12 protein-coding genes and 1 riboswitch are annotated in these 16,504 nt (G+C 70.7%); of the genes, 6 read left to right on the top strand and 6 right to left on the bottom strand.

Translation table 11 applies throughout. From position 1 onward, the window contains the following. Window positions 1-76 precede the first annotated feature (76 nt). Together VFE82_RS02775 and VFE82_RS02770 are read left to right on the top strand one after the other, a co-directional pair. Window positions 77-511, top strand: coding sequence for a hypothetical protein (locus VFE82_RS02775; RefSeq protein WP_324998708.1), 435 nt, complete (start codon window positions 77-79; stop codon window positions 509-511). Window positions 512-516: 5 nt separating this feature from the next. Then, window positions 517-675: a hypothetical protein gene (locus tag VFE82_RS02770; protein ID WP_324998707.1), complete on the top strand. Its 159-nt coding sequence runs from the start codon at window positions 517-519 to the stop codon at window positions 673-675. A 137-nt stretch (window positions 676-812) separates the two neighbouring features. Here the strand turns inward: VFE82_RS02770 and VFE82_RS02765 are convergent, their stop codons facing one another. From VFE82_RS02765 to VFE82_RS02750, 4 genes are all read right to left on the bottom strand, one after another. Further along, a complete protein-coding gene (locus VFE82_RS02765; protein ID WP_324998706.1) occupies window positions 813-2,666 on the bottom strand; it encodes a phosphoenolpyruvate carboxykinase (GTP) in 1,854 nt (617 codons plus the stop codon). Between the two features lie 368 nt (window positions 2,667-3,034). Further along, on the bottom strand, window positions 3,035-3,187 hold the full coding sequence (locus VFE82_RS02760; protein ID WP_324998705.1) for a hypothetical protein: 153 nt from the start codon (window positions 3,185-3,187) through the stop codon (window positions 3,035-3,037). Window positions 3,188-3,252: 65 nt separating this feature from the next. Continuing rightward, a complete protein-coding gene (locus VFE82_RS02755; protein ID WP_324998704.1) occupies window positions 3,253-3,657 on the bottom strand; it encodes a PaaI family thioesterase in 405 nt (134 codons plus the stop codon). 20 nt (window positions 3,658-3,677) lie between these two features. After that, window positions 3,678-4,877: a threonine ammonia-lyase gene (locus tag VFE82_RS02750; RefSeq protein WP_324998703.1), complete on the bottom strand. Its 1,200-nt coding sequence runs from the start codon at window positions 4,875-4,877 to the stop codon at window positions 3,678-3,680. A gap of 109 nt (window positions 4,878-4,986) precedes the next feature. On the opposite strand from VFE82_RS02750, the gene VFE82_RS02745 reads away from it, so the two are divergent. Further along, window positions 4,987-7,284, top strand: a complete 2,298-nt coding sequence (locus VFE82_RS02745; protein WP_324998702.1) for an ATP-binding protein — start codon at window positions 4,987-4,989, stop codon at window positions 7,282-7,284. A 118-nt stretch (window positions 7,285-7,402) separates the two neighbouring features. On the opposite strand, the gene recQ is transcribed toward VFE82_RS02745, so the two are convergent. Continuing rightward, entirely contained in the window at window positions 7,403-9,265 is a 1,863-nt protein-coding gene (gene recQ / locus VFE82_RS02740; RefSeq protein WP_414708716.1) for a DNA helicase RecQ, read from the bottom strand. A gap of 200 nt (window positions 9,266-9,465) precedes the next feature. Between recQ and VFE82_RS02735 the strand changes: the two genes are divergently transcribed. Both VFE82_RS02735 and VFE82_RS02730 read left to right on the top strand, forming a co-directional pair. Then, on the top strand, window positions 9,466-10,512 hold the full coding sequence (locus VFE82_RS02735; protein WP_324998701.1) for a homocysteine S-methyltransferase family protein: 1,047 nt from the start codon (window positions 9,466-9,468) through the stop codon (window positions 10,510-10,512). Between the two features lie 89 nt (window positions 10,513-10,601). Further along, entirely contained in the window at window positions 10,602-12,578 is a 1,977-nt protein-coding gene (locus VFE82_RS02730; protein WP_324998700.1) for an MASE3 domain-containing protein, read from the top strand. Between the two features lie 6 nt (window positions 12,579-12,584). Here the strand turns inward: VFE82_RS02730 and VFE82_RS02725 are convergent, their stop codons facing one another. Continuing rightward, a complete protein-coding gene (locus tag VFE82_RS02725) occupies window positions 12,585-13,577 on the bottom strand; it encodes a Bug family tripartite tricarboxylate transporter substrate binding protein (protein ID WP_324998699.1) in 993 nt (330 codons plus the stop codon). A 90-nt stretch (window positions 13,578-13,667) separates the two neighbouring features. Continuing rightward, a riboswitch (S-adenosyl-L-homocysteine riboswitch) is annotated at window positions 13,668-13,738 on the top strand. A 38-nt stretch (window positions 13,739-13,776) separates the two neighbouring features. Between VFE82_RS02725 and metH the strand changes: the two genes are divergently transcribed. Next, on the top strand, window positions 13,777-16,500 hold the full coding sequence (gene metH / locus VFE82_RS02720; RefSeq protein WP_324998698.1) for a methionine synthase: 2,724 nt from the start codon (window positions 13,777-13,779) through the stop codon (window positions 16,498-16,500). Window positions 16,501-16,504: the final 4 nt, after the last annotated feature.

Below are 16,504 nucleotides of genomic sequence, written 5' to 3'. Positions count from 1 at the left end.
CCGCAATTTGCCAAATATCAGGGTCAACCCTAATCTTCAGCCATTCGCAGCCGACATGGCTCAGGAGGACCCCGAAATGACCAGCTTCGTTCACATCGACTACAGCACCGAACACCCCGGCGTCGCCCGCTTCGAGCGCGCCGCTTCCACCCTGCGTGACATCGGCACGCGCTTCGACGGCGCCCGCGGCGCCGCCACCATGCTGCTCGCGGCCATCGTGGCTGCGCTGGTCGTGGTCGCCAACCAGGTGGTCGACACCTGGACCGAAGGCCACCTGCTGGCCGCCTGGGTCGTGCTGTGGACCATCACCTTCGCGGCGATCGGCCTGTTCGCCTCGCCGGTGCGCCGCGCCGTGCAGGCCCTGAACGCGCGGTTCGTGCGCTACGCCGCCGCCCGTCGCGACGCCGCCGCCGACCGCCAGATGTGGGACCTGGCCCTGAGCGATGCCCGCGTGATGGCCGAGCTCAGCCGTGCGATGAGCGTCGAAGGCGCCCGCGTCCGCTACTACTGATCGCCATGCTGCTGCTCGCCCTCGTCCGCCACGCCTGGAAGCGGCTGCTTGCCGCGCTGCCAGCCCGGGTGCTGGCGCAGCTGGATGCGCTGGCCGAGCGCCGCGCCCTGGCCCGCGCCGAGCGGCGCCGGCGCCTGTTGCAGGCCGCCCGCTCGCGCGGCTGACCTGCCCCTCGGATCGAAGCCGCCCGGCCCCGTGCCCGGCGGCTTTTTTCGTGGCCCTCACGGTGCGGGCCGGCCCGTCACGGACAGCAAAAAGGCCGCCCGAGGGCGGCCGTGCTGCATGGCGGCGGCTGCGCCGGTCAGGCCGCCAGCCGCTTCTCGATGCGGGCCTTGATCTCGCCCAGTTCCTGCGGCAGGTGGTAGGCCAGCTGCTGGAACAGCTCGGCGTGCAGCTGCAGCTCCTTCTCCCAGGCCGCCTTGTCGATGCTGATCACCGACTTGAACTGGTCGCGCGAGAAGTCCAGGCCGGTCCAGTTCAGCTCCTCGTAGCCAGGGCTGACGCCGAACACGTGCTCGTTGCCGGCCGCCTTGCCCTCGATGCGGTCGATCATCCACTTGAGCACGCGCATGTTCTCGCCGTAGCCGGGCCAGACGAACTTGCCGTCCTCGCCCTTGCGGAACCAGTTGGTGGTGTAGATGCGCGGCAGCTGCGCCCCGGACGCCTGCAGCTTCTTGCCCAGCTGCAGCCAGTGCTGGAAGTAGTCGCTCATGTTGTAGCCGGTGAACGGCAGCATCGCGAAGGGGTCGCGGCGCACCACGCCCACCTGGCCGATGATGGCCGCGGTGGTCTCGGAACCCATGGTGGCGGCCATGTAGACGCCCTCGGTCCAGTCGCGCGCTTCGGTCACCAGCGGCACGGTGGTCGAGCGGCGGCCGCCGAAGATGAAGGCGTCGATCGCCACGCCCTTGGGGTCGTCCCAGGCCGGATCGAGCGCGGGGTTGTTGGTGGCCGCCACGGTGAAGCGGGCGTTCGGGTGGGCGGCCTTGGCGCCGGTCTCGCGGGCCAGCTGGGGCGTCCAGTCCTTGCCCTGCCAGTCGATCGCGTGCGCGGGCGGCTCGCCGTCCATGCCTTCCCACCACACGTCGCCGTCGTCGGTGAGCGCGACGTTCGTGAAGATCACGTCCTTCTTCAAGGACTCCATGCAGTTCGGGTTGGTCTGGAAGTTGGTGCCCGGCGCGACGCCGAAATAGCCGGCCTCGGGGTTGATGGCGCGCAGGCGGCCGTCGGGACCCGGCTTGATCCAGGCGATGTCGTCGCCGATGGTGGTGACCTTCCAGCCCTCGAAGCCCTTGGGCGGGATCAGCATCGCGAAGTTGGTCTTGCCGCAGGCCGACGGGAAGGCCGCCGCGACGTGGTACTTCTTGCCTTCGGGGTTGCTCACGCCCAGGATCAGCATGTGCTCGGCCAGCCAGCCCTCGTCGCGGCCCATGGTGGAGGCGATGCGCAGCGCGAAGCACTTCTTGCCCAGCAGCGCGTTGCCGCCGTAGCCGGAGCCGTACGACCAGATCTCGCGCGACTCGGGGTAGTGCACGATGTACTTGGTCTTGTTGCAGGGCCAGCTCACGTCCTTCTGGCCCGGCTCGAGCGGGGCACCCACGGTGTGGACGCAGGGCACGAATTCGCCGTCGACGCCGAGCACGTCGTACACCGCCTTGCCCATGCGCGTCATGAGGCGCATGTTGACGGCCACGTACGGGCTGTCGGACACCTCGACGCCGATGTGCGCGATCGGCGAGCCGAGCGGGCCCATCGAGAACGGCACCACGTACATCGTGCGGCCCTTCATGCAGCCGTCGAACAGCGGCTGCAGCCTGGCACGCATCTCGGCGGGATCGACCCAGTTGTTGGTCGGGCCGGCGTCTTCCTTCTGGCGCGAGCAGATGAAGGTGCGGTCCTCCACGCGCGCCACGTCGCTGGGGTCGGACCACGCGAGGTACGAATTCGGGCGCTTGGCCGGGTCCAGGCGCCGGAAGGTGCCGGCGTCCACCAGTTGCTGGCACAGGCGGTCGTACTCCTCCTGGCTGCCGTCGCACCAGTACACCGATGCGGGTTTGCACAGCGCCACCATGTCGGCGATCCAGGCGATCAGCTTGGCGTTGCGCACGTGGGGTGGCGTGTTCAGGTTCAGCCCCTTCATGGCGGGAGAGTTCATCGTGTCAGGCTCCTAAGTTGCAAAAGCGGTACCGGTCGCACGCGCACCGCATCGCACGGTGCGCCAACCGGGTTCCAGAAAGGAGCAAGGCAGGGGGCCGAGCGCGCCTTTTTGGAACCGGGCTGGAGCTCAGTCGGCGTGCGGCGCTGGAGGCGGCTGGCGGCTGCCGGAACGGTCTTCCGAGGCGCCCGCGGTCGGCTGGAACCCGGATTCTATGAACGGCCACCTGAGCTGTGTTCCGCTCCCGACGCGATTCCATGCAAAACCTGCATGGGGTTATGCAGCGAATATGGTCGAGCTGCGGGCATGAAAAAACCCGGGCCGCCTTGCGGCGCCCGGGCTCTTCGGGAGGGATCCCGCGGGGATGGTCAGGCCATGTAGATGGCGATGAAGGCCAACAGGAACATCAGCACGCCGCCGACGATCGGCAGCACGATCGGCATGGCCGGCACGATGGCCTCGACGCCGTCCTGGGGCTGGGTCTCTTCGCCGTGGCTGTGGCGGACTTCGGTGCTCGACATGGCTTCCTCGGTGATGGCTGTGGGCGGGAAAGCGGCGATTTTACCGGCTCGCCCGCGGGCGGGGATCAGAGCAGGGCGTAGGTGGTGCTGGCGCGGCAGACGCTCCGGCCGTCGGCTGCGCCGCGGATGTCGATCTCGCCGAACGCCAGCGTCTTGCCGGACCGCACCACGCGGGCCTGCACGAGAGCGTCCTGGCCGCTCAGCGGCCGCAGGAAGCTGGTGCTCATCTGCACGGTCGTGCAGGGCCGGAACCCGCCGGCCTGGCTGGCCAGCGCCAGCACCATGGCGGTGTCGGCGGCAGCCAGCATGGCCTGTCCGCACAGCATGTCGCCGGTGCGTGCCACCTGCGCATTGACGGGCAGCCGCAGCGTGACGCTGTCCGCGTCGTGGGCCACCGCCTGCAGGCCCAGGGCCTGCACCCAGGGCGCGAAGTAGGCGGGCAGGGCGGCTTGCAGGTCGTCGAGCGTCATGCGGCGGATGATAGGGCGGGCTACAGCCGCACCGCCTGGAACCCGGCGTCGCCCAGCGCCTGCAGGACGGCCTCGACGTGGGGAGCCCCCCGCGCCTGGATCACCAGTTCGATCTCGACGTTCTGCGCCGCCAGCATGGTGAAGGCGCGCTGGTGGTGCACCTCGTTCACGTTGGCGCCTGCCTGCGCCACCGTCGCCGTGATGCGGGCCAGCGACCCCGGGACGTCGCGCGCGCTCACCCGGATGCGCGCCAGCCGGCCGGCGCGCACCATGCCACGCTCGATGATCGCGGCCAGCAGCAGCGGATCGATGTTGCCGCCGCCCAGCACGAGCCCGACCGTGCGCCCGGCGAAGCGCCCCGGCTCCTTCAGCATCGCCGCCAGCCCCGCGGCGCCGGCGCCCTCGACCAGCGTCTTCTCGATCTCCAGCAGCATCACGATGGCCTGCTCGATGTCGCCCTCGTCGACCAGCACGATGTCGTCGACATCGCGCTCGATGATGGCCTGCGGGATGCGGCCCGGCGTGCCCACCGCGATGCCCTCGGCGATCGTGCTCAGCCCTTGCGGCAGCGCTTGGTGCTTGACCGCGTTGTACATGTTGGGAAAGCGCAGCGTCTGCACGCCCACCACCTCGACCGATGGCTTCAGCGCCTTGGCTGCCAGCGCCATGCCCGCGATCAGCCCGCCACCCCCCACCGAGACCAGCAGGGTGTCCAGCTGTGGTACGTCTTCCAGCATCTCGATGGCCGCCGTGCCCTGTCCGGCCACGATCGCCTCGTCGTCGTACGGATGGACGAACACCAGCTGCTCGCGCGCGGCCAGCTCGAGCGCATGGCCCCGCGCCTCGTCCAGCGTGTCGCCGTGCAGCACCACCTCGGCGCCGAAGCCCCGGGTGCGCTCGACCTTCACGCCCGGCGTGAAGCGCGGCATGACGATCACCGCCCGGATGCCCAGCCGCTGCGCGTGGTAGGCGACGCCCTGGGCGTGGTTGCCGGCACTCATGGCGATCACCCCGCGCGCGCGCTCGGCCTGGTCCAGCTGCACCAGCTTGTTGCACGCGCCGCGCTCCTTGAAGGTGGCGGTGAACTGCAGGTTCTCGAACTTGAGGAACACCCGCGCGCCGGTCACCTGCGAGAGGGTGCGCGATTCGACGCAGGGGGTGCGCATCACCTGGCCCTGCAGGCGGGCGGCGGCGGCGCGGATGTCGGCCAGTTGGAGCATGGGCCGATTGTGGGCGGTTCGCGGCCCGACCGTCGACCGCGCGCATCCCGCCGCTCCCATGGCCGCGCGAAGCCGAGGTATCGTGGCGGCATTCCTCTGGAGTCCGCCCATGGTCAAGCGATCCGTCGACGTGCAGGTGCTCCCCTCGCCGGGGTTGAAGGAAGCGCCGGTGCTCGACCTGATGTGCTCGCACTTCGTGCTCACCCTGGCGGCCCGGCAGGGCGGCAAGTTCAACGTGCGGCGCGACCTGAACGGCCTGCTCTCGCTGGCCGGGCGGCACCTGGTCTGGCCGGCGCCGGCCCTGGCCCGGCTGCGCGAGTTCCTGGGCCGTCGCTGCAAGGACAACGAGTTCTGGCGCGGCCATGAACGCCTGTCCACCGCGGACTTCCTGGAGCGGCACGGCGTGTGGCGCGGCCCTTACGAGGAAGGAACGCTGTTCTTCTACCTCGACGAGTACGCGAAGGACCAGCCCAAGGACCTGCTCTCGGTGCTGACCGTCACCGGCGACTGGCTGACCAGCACGCTGAAGAAGCAGTCGACGCTGGTGGAGAAGAACATCGATGCGCTCTCCGGGCTGCTGCAGCTGAACCAGGCCGAGCGTGCCCTGCTGCTGTATGGCACGCTGGCGCGCTACCAGCGCGACCTGCGCAGCATCCTGGTCGAGTTCAAGGTCAACAACGCGCCGGAGGCGTACGCCGCCATCGCCGAGATCGCCGGCGTCAACGCGGCCGAGGTCGGCGAAGCCTTGCGCGCGGGCTCGCGACTGGAGCGCATCGGGCTGGTGGAGAACCTGATCTCCGAGCACAACATCACCGATCTGGCCGACCTCATGAAGGTCAGCGAGAAGCTGCCGCCGGTGCTGATGCGCGAATACCGCGACCAGAGCGAGCTGATGGCGGTCTTCACCCGGCCGTGCACACGCAGCGAACTCGGCCTGCCGGACTTCGAGTTCGTGCAGGAGGACGCGCACGTGCTCTCGGCGCTGCTGCGCAACGCGGTGGACCGCAAGGAGTCGGGGGTCAACGTGCTGCTGTACGGGCCGCCCGGCACCGGCAAGACCGAACTGGCCAAGGTGGTCGCGCACGCCGCGGGGCTGGAACTGTTCGAAGTCGAATACGCCGACCGCGACGGCAATTCGCTGTCCGGCCGCGACCGCTACCGCTCGCTGCAGATCGCGCAGGTGTTCCTCAAGGGCAGCGCCCGGGCGGCCCTGCTGTTCGACGAGGTGGAAGACGTGTTTCCGCCGATCAGCTCGGAGGCGGCCCAGCTCCTGGCGCGTGCCGAGCAGGTGGCCGCGCCCGCCAACGGCAGCGTCAGCGGCAAGGCCTGGGTGAACCAGATCCTGGAGTCCAATCCGGTGCCCACGCTGTGGGTCACCAACCGCATCGAGCAGATCGACCCGGCGTTCCGCCGTCGCTTCGCCTACCACCTCGAGCTGAAGTCGCCGCCGCCCGGTGCGCGCGAAAGCCTGGTGCGCAAGACGCTCGACGGCGTGCCGGTGTCCGAGGCCTTCGTCGCGCGGCTGACCGAGCGCAAGGGCCTCACGCCAGCGCAGATCCGCACCGCCGTCCGCTTCGCCGGGCTGGCGGCGAGCGGCGATGCCGGCGTCGAGGGGCTGATCGAGCGGCAGCTGCGAAACGCCGACCACGCCCTGGGCAACCGCCTGCCGGCGGCGCTGCGGCCCACCGTCACCACCTATGACCTGGCCATGCTCCACGTGGAGAGCCGCTTCGAGGTGCCGCGCATCGTCGAGGCGCTCAAGGCACGCGGCCACGGCACGCTGTGCTTCTACGGCGCGCCCGGCACCGGCAAGACCGCGCTGGCCGAGCACATCGCCCGCAGCCTGGACCGCCCGCTGCTGGTCAAGCAGGCCAGCGACCTGATGAGCAAGTTCATCGGCGAGACCGAGCAGAACATGGCGGCGATGTTCCGCGAAGCGGAAGCGGAGAAGGCGGTGCTGCTGCTGGACGAGGCCGACAGCTTCCTGCAGGACCGGCGCGGCGCCCAGCGCACCTACGAGGTGACCGAGGTGAACGAGATGCTGCAGGGCATGGAGCGCTTCGCCGGCATCTTCGTCTGCACCACCAACCTGCTGGACCGCATCGACCAGGCCGCGCTGCGCCGCTTCACGTTCAAGATCCGCTTCAAGCCGCTCACCGCGGCGCAGCGCGAGGCCATGTTCGTCACCGAGGCGCTGGCCGGCGACACGGCCGCCCTCACGCCGACGCTGTCGGCGCGACTGGCGCGGCTCGACCAGCTGTGTCCCGGCGACTTCGCCGCGGTCAAGCGCCAGGTCGACATCCTCGGGGTGGCGTTTGCGCCCGAGGAGTTCCTCGAGCAGCTCGAGGCCGAGCACCGCATCAAGCCCGAGGTGCGCGAGGCGCGGGGCATCGGGTTCATGCCCTGAAGGTGCTTCGCTGGCCCGCGGCACCACCGGCGCGCCGGCTGCGCGGCAACCGTCGCGATCGGGTGCGCCATGCGTGCGGCGTGCCGGCGCGGGGTGCGGCTGCCGCAATGGGCGCGGTCTAGCCGGCCACCTGCAGGGCGTCCAGCACGCCCGGGCCGTAGGTCTCCAGCTTCTTGGCCCCGATGCCGCTGATGCCCTCCAGGTCGGCGATCGAGCGCGGGTCGGCGGCAGCGATCGCCGCCAGCGTCGCGTCGTGGAAGATCACGTAGGCCGGCAGGTTGTGGGCCCGGGCCACGTCGGCGCGCCAGGCCTTGAGCGCCGCGAACCGGCCCTGCCCGGCGTCGGTCAGGCCGGCGGCCGCGGCCGAGGCCGGCGCGCCGGGGCGCGACTCGCGTCGCTTGCGCGCGGCCGGCTGCGAGACCGATTCGCGCAGCAGCACCTGCCGCTCGCCCTTGAGCACCGCGCGCGAGCCTTCGGTCAGCTGCAGGGTGTTGAACGCCTGCGGATCGACCGCCAGCGCGCCGACCGCGATCAGCTGGCGCAGCACCCCGCGCAGCTGCAGCTCGCTGAACTCGGCGCCGATGCCGAAGGTCGAGACCTGGTCGTGGCCGAACTGCGCCACCTTCTCGGTCTTGCGCCCGCGCAGGATGTCCATGATGTGGCCGGCGCCGAAGCTGATGCCGCTCATCTGCTGCACCCGGTAGATGGTGGACAGCAGCTTGCGCGCGGCATCGGTGCCGTCCCACACCTGCGGCGGCGACAGGCAGTTGTCGCAGTTGCCGCACGGCTGCGAGGCTTCGCCGAAGTACGCCAGCAGGCGCACCCGCCGGCAGTCGGTCGCCTCTGCCAGGGCCAGCAGCGCGTCGAGCTTGCCGCGCATGACCTGCTTGAACTCCTCGGCGGCAGGACTCTCGTCGATCATGCGCCGCTGGTTCACCACGTCCTGCAGGCCGTAGGCCATCCAGGCTTGCGCGGGCAGGCCGTCGCGGCCGGCGCGGCCGGTCTCCTGGTAGTAGCCCTCGATGTTCTTGGGCATGTCCAGGTGGGCCACGAAGCGCACGTCGGGCTTGTCGATCCCCATGCCGAAGGCGATCGTCGCCACCATCACGACCCCTTCGTCGCGCAGGAAGCGGTCCTGGTGGCGCTGGCGCACCTCGGCGTCCAGGCCGGCGTGGTACGGCAGCGCGTCCAGGCCGTGGCTGCACAGCAGCTGGGCCGTTTCCTCGACCCGCTTGCGCGACTGGCAGTACACGACGCCTGCGTCGCCTTCGTGCTCCTGCTCGATGAAGCGCAGCAGCTGCGCGCTGGGATCCTTCTTCTCCACCAGGCGGTAGCGGATGTTGGGCCGGTCGAAGCTGCTGACGAACTGGCGCGCGTCCTCCAGCTGCAGGCGCTCGACGATATCGGCCCTGGTGAGCGCGTCCGCGGTGGCGGTCAGCGCGATCCGCGGCACGCCGGCGAAGCGCTCGTGCAGCACCGTGAGTGCGCGGTACTCCGGCCTGAAGTCGTGGCCCCACTGGCTCACGCAGTGCGCCTCGTCGATCGCGAACAGCGCGAGCTGCCCGCGCGCGTGCAGCGAATCGAGGTGCGACAGGAAGCGCGGCGTGGTCACCCGCTCGGGGGCGGCGTACAGCAGCGTGATCTCGCCGCGCAGCATCCGCTTCTCGACGGCGCCGGCCTCCTCGAAGGTCAGCGACGAGTTGAGGAAGGCCGCCTCGACGCCGGCCTCGTGCAGCGCGCCGACCTGGTCGTGCATCAGCGCGATCAGGGGCGAGACCACGACGGTGATGCCGCGGCCGGCGCGCTGGCGGGCGATGGCCGGGACCTGGTAGCACAGCGACTTGCCGCCGCCCGTGGGCATCAGCACCAGGGCGTCGCCGCCGGCCACCACGTGGCCGATGATGTCGGCCTGCTGGCCGCGGAAGCGGTCGTAGCCGAAGACGTCGTGCAGGATCGCCAGCGGATCGGTGGTGCCGCTCACGACGTGCTCCGGGTCGGCGGTCGGCAGGCGGGCGGGAGCAGGGCGGGCGGGCACATGCGCCGATTGTCCCGGAACCGCCGGGCCGGCCGCCGCGCAGCGCCTGCCTGCGCAGGGTTCGGCCGGCGCTTGCGACAAATGCACGCGGCCGGCGCGACGACCCCGGCGGGGCCCGGGGCCGGGCCGCCACCTAGAATGCAGCCATGAAGCCGATCGCCTACACCCGCGGGCAGGCCCTGCCCGACCTGCTCGACCAGCGCATCCTGATCCTGGACGGGGCCATGGGCACCATGATCCAGCGCTTCCGGCTGACGGAAGCCGACTACCGCGGCGAGCGGTTCCGCGAACATCCCAAGGACCTGAAGAACAACAGCGACCTGCTGGTGCTCACCCGGCCCGACGTGATCCGCGACATCCACGAGGGCTACCTCGCGGCCGGCGCCGACATCATCGAGACCAACACCTTCGGCGCCAGCACCCTGGCGCAGGACGACTACGGGCTGGCGCACCTGGCGCGCGAGATGAACGTCGCGGCGGCGCGCATCGCGCGCGCGGCCGCCGACAAGTTCAGCACGCCCGGCAGGCAGCGTTTCGTCGCCGGCGCGCTCGGCCCGACGCCGCGCACGGCCAGCATCAGCCCGGACGTCAACGACCCGGGCGCGCGCAACGTCGACTTCGAGCAGCTGCGCGCCGCCTACCGCGAGCAGGTGGAAGGCCTGGTCGAGGGCGGCGTCGACCTGCTGCTGGTCGAGACCATCTTCGACACGCTCAACGCCAAGGCGGCGCTGTTCGCGATCGACGAGTTCTTCGAGGCGAGCGGCGAGCGGCTGCCGCTGATCATCAGCGGCACGGTCACCGACGCCTCCGGCCGCATCCTCAGCGGGCAGACCGTCACCGCCTTCTGGTACAGCGTGCGGCACGCCCGCCCGCTGGCAGTGGGCCTGAACTGCGCCCTCGGCGCGGCGCTGATGCGCCCCTACATCCAGGAGCTGAGCAAGGTGGCCGATGACACGTACATCAGCTGCTATCCGAACGCGGGCCTGCCCAACCCGATGAGCGACACCGGCTTCGACGAGACGCCGGACGTCACCTCGCGCCTGCTGCGCGAGTTCGCGGCCGAGGGCCTGGTCAACATCGTCGGCGGCTGCTGCGGGACCACGCCCGACCACATCGGCGCGATCCGCCAGGCCGTCGAGCCGTTGCCGGCCCGCAGCCGGCAGCGCGGATTCTTCTACCGCGAGGCGGCCTGAGCGCCCACCCGCCGACCGCCGCCGCCAGCCCCGCACGCGCCGGCGGCCGGGTGGCGCCGAAGGCCCCGAGCCCCGGTCGGAGACGGGCGATGCTGCTGCCGGCGCTGTACGCGCTGGCGCTGCTGGCCTTCGTCGCCTTGCCCGGGCTCGACTTCTCGGTCCCGGCGCCGCTGAACGCGGCGATGCACACCTTGCTGGAGACGGTCTCCATCGTGCTGTCGGCGCTGGTGTTCGCGGTCGGCTGGCACACCCTCAGCCGCCAGCAGAGCAGCGCCGTCGCCCTGGTCTGCAGCGTCTTCGCCGGGGTCGCGGTGCTCGACTTCGCGCACACGCTCACCTTTGAGGGCATGCCGGCCTTCCTCGGGCCCAACGGTGCCGGCCGGGCGATCTTTCCCTTCCTGGCCGCCCGGGCCATGGCCGCAGCCGGACTGCTGGCCCTGGCCTGCATGCCGGGCCAGCACGTGGCCAGCCCCGGCGAGCGCCATCGCATGCTGGCCTGCATCCTGGCGCTGGCGACCGGCCTGTCGGCCGCCGGCCTCCTGGAGCCCCGCCTGGGCCCGCTGCTGTTCGTTCCCGGCCAGGGGCCCACGCCCCTGAAGGTCGCCACCGAGGTCCTGATCGTGGCGCTGAACCTGGCGGCGGCGCTGGCGTTCTGGTGGCGATTGCGGGCGGGCGGGCCGCAGGCGTCGACCGCGCACCTGTTCACCGCCGTGCTGCTGATGGCGCTGTCCGAGCTGTCGTTCGCGCTGTACCGCAGCAGCGCCGACGTCTTCAACCTGCTCGGGCACGCCTCCAAGGTGGTCGCCTACCTGATGGTGTACCGCGCGGTGTTCGTGGAGATGCTGCAGAAGCCCTACGACGACCTGCGCACCGCCCAGCGCGACCTGCAGGAGAGCGAGGAGCGCTGGCGCACGCTGTTCGAGAACAGCCTGGATGGCGTGCTGCTGACCTCGCCGGACGGCGCGATTCACGCTGCCAATGCCGCCGCCTGCAGGCTGTTCGGCATGTCGGAGCAGGACCTGGTGCGCGGCGGGCGCGCGGCCATCACGGTGGCGGGGGATCCCCGCCTGGCGACCCTGCTGCGGGAGCGTCGCGCCAAGGGCCACGCGTTCGGCGAGGTGACGATGCGCCGCGCCGACGGCAGCAGCTTCGAGGCCGAGCTGTCGATCGTCCTGTACATCAACGGCAGCGGCCTGCCGCGGGCCAGCGTGCTGGTGCGCGACGTGACCGAGCGCAAGAACTTCGAGCGCGAGATCCTGCGCCTGAACGTCGAGCTCGAGCAGCGGGTCACCCAGCGCACCGCGCAACTGCAGGACGCGAATCGCGACCTCGAGCGCTTCTCCTACGCGGTCGCCCACGACCTGCGGGCGCCGCTGGCCGGCATCGGGGGCTTCGCCGGCGCGATGGAACGCGAGCTGGACGCGGCCGAAGGCAGCCGGGTGCGGCACTTCCTCGCGCGGGTGCGGGCCAACGCGGTGCGCATGGAGGGCATGATCGAGGCGCTGCTTGCGCTGGCCCAGGTCTCGCGCATGGAACTGCGCATGGAGCCGCTCGACCTGAGCGCGATCGCGCGCGACGTGCTCCAGCTCCTGCGCGAGCGGGAACCCGAGCGCGTGGTGCGCGTGCACGTGCAGGACGGCCTGCATGCGATCGGCGATGCGCGGCTGCTGAACCTGCTGATGCAGAACCTGGTGGGCAACGCCTGGAAGTTCACGGGCCGCACCCCGGGCGCCTGGATCGCGATCGGCGCCGAGGCTGGCGAGGCCGGCAGCGAGGTCTTCTACGTCCGCGACAACGGCGCCGGCTTCGACATGGCCAGCGCCCACCGGATGTTCGGCGTCTTCCAGCGCCTGCACGACAGCGCGGAGTTCCCCGGCCACGGCGTCGGGCTGGTGAACGTCAAGCGGATCGTCGAGCGGCACCATGGCCGCATCTGGGCCGAGGGGCGGCCGGGGGAGGGCGCCTGCTTCCGCTTCACGCTGCCCGGCGAGCACGCGCCGCCGCCGCCGCCCGACCAGGTCCGCTCGGGCGGGGTCTGGTCGCTCAGCCGGCCTGCCGACCTCTAGCCGGCTTCACTGCGGCTGGAAGCCGCTCGCCTTGATGATCCGGGCCCAGGTCTGGGTGTAGGCGCGCTCGCGGCTGGCCAGCTGCTGCTGCGGCATGTAGCCCACCGTCAGGCCCATGCCGGTGAGGCGCTCGCGCACGTCCGGCTGGGCGACCACCTTGGCGAGCGCCTCGCCCAGCCGGTCGATCACCGCCTGCGGCGTGCCGGCGGGCGCGAACAACCCGTAGTACGGCACGTCCTCGAAGCCGGCCAGGCCCAGCTCGCCGAAGGTCGGAGCGTCCGGCACGGCGGCCTGCCGCGCGCTGCCCATCACGGCCACCACCCGGATCTTGCCGGCCTTGTGGTTCTCGATGAAGTCGGGGATGGAGCCCACGCCAGCGCCGATCTGGTTGCCCAGCATGTCGGCCATCATCGGCGCGCTGCCGCGGTAGGGGGCGGCCTGCAGGTCAAGCGAGAACTTCTGGCCGATCAGCTTGACCAGGAACTCCGGCACCGACGCCGGCGCGGGCACGCCGACGTTGCCCCGGCCACCCTGCGACCGCACCCAGCCCACATAGTCGGGCAGGGTCTTGGCGGGCGTGCCGCCGGACAGCGCCAGCGCATTCACGAAGGTCGCGAAGCCGGCCACCGGCACGAAATCCTTGGCTGGATCGAACCCCGGGTTCCGGGTGACCTGCGGCAGGATGGAGATGGTGTGGTCGTGCGACAGGAACAGCGTGTGGCCATCCGGCGCGGACGCCTTGAGGGTCTGGGCCGCGATCTGCCCGCCGGCCCCGGCGCGGTTGTCCACCACCACCGGCTGGCCGAGCTGGTCCTTCAGCCGCTCGGCGAGCGTGCGGGCGATGGCATCGGTGCCCCCGCCCGGCGGGAAGCCGACCAGGATGCGGATCGGGTTCGGCGCGCCGGCCGACTGGGCGGATGCCGGGCCGGCCGCAGCGGCGCCCAGTGCCAGGGCGGCGCCGACGGCCAGCAGGGTGCGGCGGCGGGGGGAAGCGGTCATGGAACTCTCCAGGGGTGCGAAGGGACGACAGCCGGATTCTGCGACATGCGCCCGACCAGCCGCCGAGCTTGCGCGCCGTTAAAATCGGCGCCTCTCAAGGAGCGTTGCAGCGCCGGCAGGTCCGGCGTCAGGCTTGAGACATCCAACGACGCTCACCTCGCACGCGGCCCGGCCGCAGACACGACCGAAGGTGAGCAAGATGAGCCAGACCCCCGCCGTCCCCCCCATGAAGCTGTCCGGCCTGGAGCCGGTGGCCATCGGGCCGGGCAGCCTGTTCGTCAACGTCGGCGAACGCACCAACGTCACCGGCTCCAAGGCGTTCGCGCGGATGATCCTGGCCGGCGAATTCGAGCAGGCGCTGGCCGTCGCGCGCCAGCAGGTCGAGAACGGTGCCCAGGTGATCGACGTCAACATGGACGAGGCCATGCTGGACAGCAAGGCCGCGATGGTCCGCTTCCTCAACCTGATCGCCAGCGAGCCCGACATCGCCCGCGTGCCGATCATGGTGGACTCCTCCAAGTGGGAGGTGATCGAGGCCGGCCTGCGCTGCATCCAGGGCAAGGGCATCGTCAACTCGATCTCGATGAAGGAAGGCGAGGCGGAGTTCCGGCGCCAGGCGGCGCTGGTCAGGCGCTACGGTGCAGCGGCCGTGGTGATGGCCTTCGACGAGAAGGGACAGGCCGACACCTACGGGCGCAAGGTCGAGATCTGCGAACGCGCCTACCGCATCCTGGTCGACGAGGTCGGTTTCCCGCCCGAGGACATCATCTTCGACCCGAACATCTTCGCGATCGCCACCGGGATCGAGGAGCACGACAACTACGCGGTCGACTTCATCAACGCCACGCGCTGGATCAAGCAGAACCTGCCGGGGGCGAAGGTCTCGGGCGGGGTGTCGAACGTGAGCTTCTCGTTCCGCGGCAACGACCCGGTGCGCGAGGCGATCCACACCGTGTTCCTGTACCACGCGATCAAGGCCGGCATGGACATGGGCATCGTGAACGCCGGCATGGTCGGCGTGTACGACGAGGTCGAACCCGAGTTGCGCGAGCGTGTCGAGGACGTCGTGCTGAACCGGCGCCCGGACGCCGGCGAGCGCCTGGTGGAGATCGCCGAGCAGGCCAAGGGCGCCGCCCGCGACGAGGGCAAGCGCAACGAGTGGCGCCAGCTGCCGGTGGCGCAGCGCCTGGCCCACGCGCTGGTGCACGGCATCACCGACCACATCGTGCCCGACACCGAGGAAGCCTGGCAGGAGGTGGCGGCCCGCGGCGGCCGGCCGCTGCACGTGATCGAAGGCCCGCTGATGGACGGCATGAACGTCGTCGGCGACCTGTTCGGCCAGGGCAAGATGTTCCTGCCGCAGGTGGTCAAGTCGGCGCGCGTGATGAAGCAGGCCGTGGCCCACCTGATCCCCTACATCGAGGAGGAAAAGCAGCGGCAGGAGGCGGCCGGCCAGGACGTGCGCGCCAAGGGCAAGATCGTGATCGCCACCGTCAAGGGCGACGTGCACGACATCGGCAAGAACATCGTCACCGTCGTCCTCCAGTGCAACAACTTCGAGGTGGTGAACATGGGCGTGATGGTGCCCTGCCACGAGATCCTGGCCCGGGCCAAGGTCGAGGGCGCGGACATCGTCGGCCTGTCCGGCCTGATCACGCCGTCGCTGGAGGAGATGCAGTACGTCGCCAGCGAGATGCAGAAGGACGAGCACTTCCGCATGCGGAAGATCCCGCTGCTGATCGGCGGCGCCACCACCAGCCGGGTGCACACCGCGGTGAAGATCGCGCCCCACTACGAGGGGCCCGTGGTGTACGTGCCGGACGCCTCGCGCAGCGTGGGCGTCGCGCAGAACCTGCTGTCGGAGCAGGCGGCCAAGTTCATCACCGAGGTCGAGGCCGACTACGAGAAGGTGCGCCAGCTGCACGCCAACAAGAAGCAGGTGCCGCTGTGGCCGCTGGCGCAGGCGCGCGCCAACCGCACGCCGATCGACTGGTCGGGCTACACGCCGCCCAAGCCCAAGTTCCTGGGCCGGCGGGTGTTCCGCAACTTCGACCTGGCCGAGCTGGCCAGGTACATCGTCTGGGGCCCGTTCTTCCAGACCTGGGACCTGGCCGGCCCCTTCCCCGCCATCCTGAAGGACGAGGTGGTCGGCAGCGAGGCGGTGCGCGTGCTCTCGGATGGCCAGCGCATGCTCAAGCGCCTGGTCGAGGGCCGCTGGCTCACTGCCAGCGCGGTGATGGGCTTCTGGCCGGCCAACAGCGTCAACGACGACGACATCCAGCTCTACACCGACGAGCGCCGCGAGCAGGTGGCGCTGACCTGGTACGGCCTGCGCCAGCAGACCGAGAAGCAGGCGATCGACGGCGTCATGCGCCCGAGCCGCGCGCTGGCCGATTTCGTCGCGCCGCGCGGCGTGGCCGAGGACTACGTGGGCATGTTCGCGGTCACCGCCGGCATCGGGTCCGAGGCCAAGGAGCAGTACTTCCTGAAGGACCACGACGACTACTCGGCCATCATGCTCAAGGCGCTGGCCGACCGGCTCGCCGAGGCGTTCGCCGAGTGCCTGCACGAGCGCGTGCGCAAGGACCTGTGGGGCTATGCGCCGCACGAGCAGCTCACGGTCGAGGACCTGGTGGCCGAGAAGTACCAGGGCATCCGGCCAGCACCCGGCTATCCGGCCTGCCCGGACCACAGCGTCAAGGGCGACATGTTCCAGCTGCTGCGGGCCGACGAGGTCGGCATGGGGCTGACCGAGAGCCTGGCCATGACGCCGGCCGCCAGCGTGAGCGGCTTCTACCTGAGCCATCCGCAGGCGACCTACTTCAACGTCGGCCGCATCGGGACCGACCAGCTCGAGGACCAGGCGCGTCGCAGAAATGCCGACAAGGCGCTGCTCGCGCGCCTGTTGGCGCCGAACCTGTGACAAA

This window comes from Ramlibacter sp., assembly GCF_035655895.1.
Taxonomy (GTDB): domain Bacteria; phylum Pseudomonadota; class Gammaproteobacteria; order Burkholderiales; family Burkholderiaceae_C; genus Ramlibacter.
This window is presented reverse-complemented; position numbering and strand designations above follow the sequence as displayed.

What these genes read in the sequence shown, in the direction of transcription:
- VFE82_RS02775 (WP_324998708.1), top strand. Translation starts at nt 77, where the DNA reads ATGACCAGCTTCGTTCACATCGACTACAGCACCGAACACCCCGGCGTC.
- VFE82_RS02765 (WP_324998706.1), bottom strand. Translation starts at nt 2,666, where the DNA reads ATGAACTCTCCCGCCATGAAGGGGCTGAACCTGAACACGCCACCCCAC.
- VFE82_RS02750 (WP_324998703.1), bottom strand. Translation starts at nt 4,877, where the DNA reads ATGCTCCAACTGGCCGACATCCGCGCCGCCGCCGCCCGCCTGCAGGGC.
- metH (WP_324998698.1), top strand. Translation starts at nt 13,777, where the DNA reads ATGAGCCAGACCCCCGCCGTCCCCCCCATGAAGCTGTCCGGCCTGGAG.
- VFE82_RS02755 (WP_324998704.1), bottom strand. Translation starts at nt 3,657, where the DNA reads ATGACGCTCGACGACCTGCAAGCCGCCCTGCCCGCCTACTTCGCGCCC.
- VFE82_RS02730 (WP_324998700.1), top strand. Translation starts at nt 10,602, where the DNA reads ATGCTGCTGCCGGCGCTGTACGCGCTGGCGCTGCTGGCCTTCGTCGCC.
- VFE82_RS02725 (WP_324998699.1), bottom strand. Translation starts at nt 13,577, where the DNA reads ATGACCGCTTCCCCCCGCCGCCGCACCCTGCTGGCCGTCGGCGCCGCC.
- VFE82_RS02760 (WP_324998705.1), bottom strand. Translation starts at nt 3,187, where the DNA reads ATGTCGAGCACCGAAGTCCGCCACAGCCACGGCGAAGAGACCCAGCCC.
- VFE82_RS02745 (WP_324998702.1), top strand. Translation starts at nt 4,987, where the DNA reads ATGGTCAAGCGATCCGTCGACGTGCAGGTGCTCCCCTCGCCGGGGTTG.
- VFE82_RS02735 (WP_324998701.1), top strand. Translation starts at nt 9,466, where the DNA reads ATGAAGCCGATCGCCTACACCCGCGGGCAGGCCCTGCCCGACCTGCTC.
- VFE82_RS02770 (WP_324998707.1), top strand. Translation starts at nt 517, where the DNA reads ATGCTGCTGCTCGCCCTCGTCCGCCACGCCTGGAAGCGGCTGCTTGCC.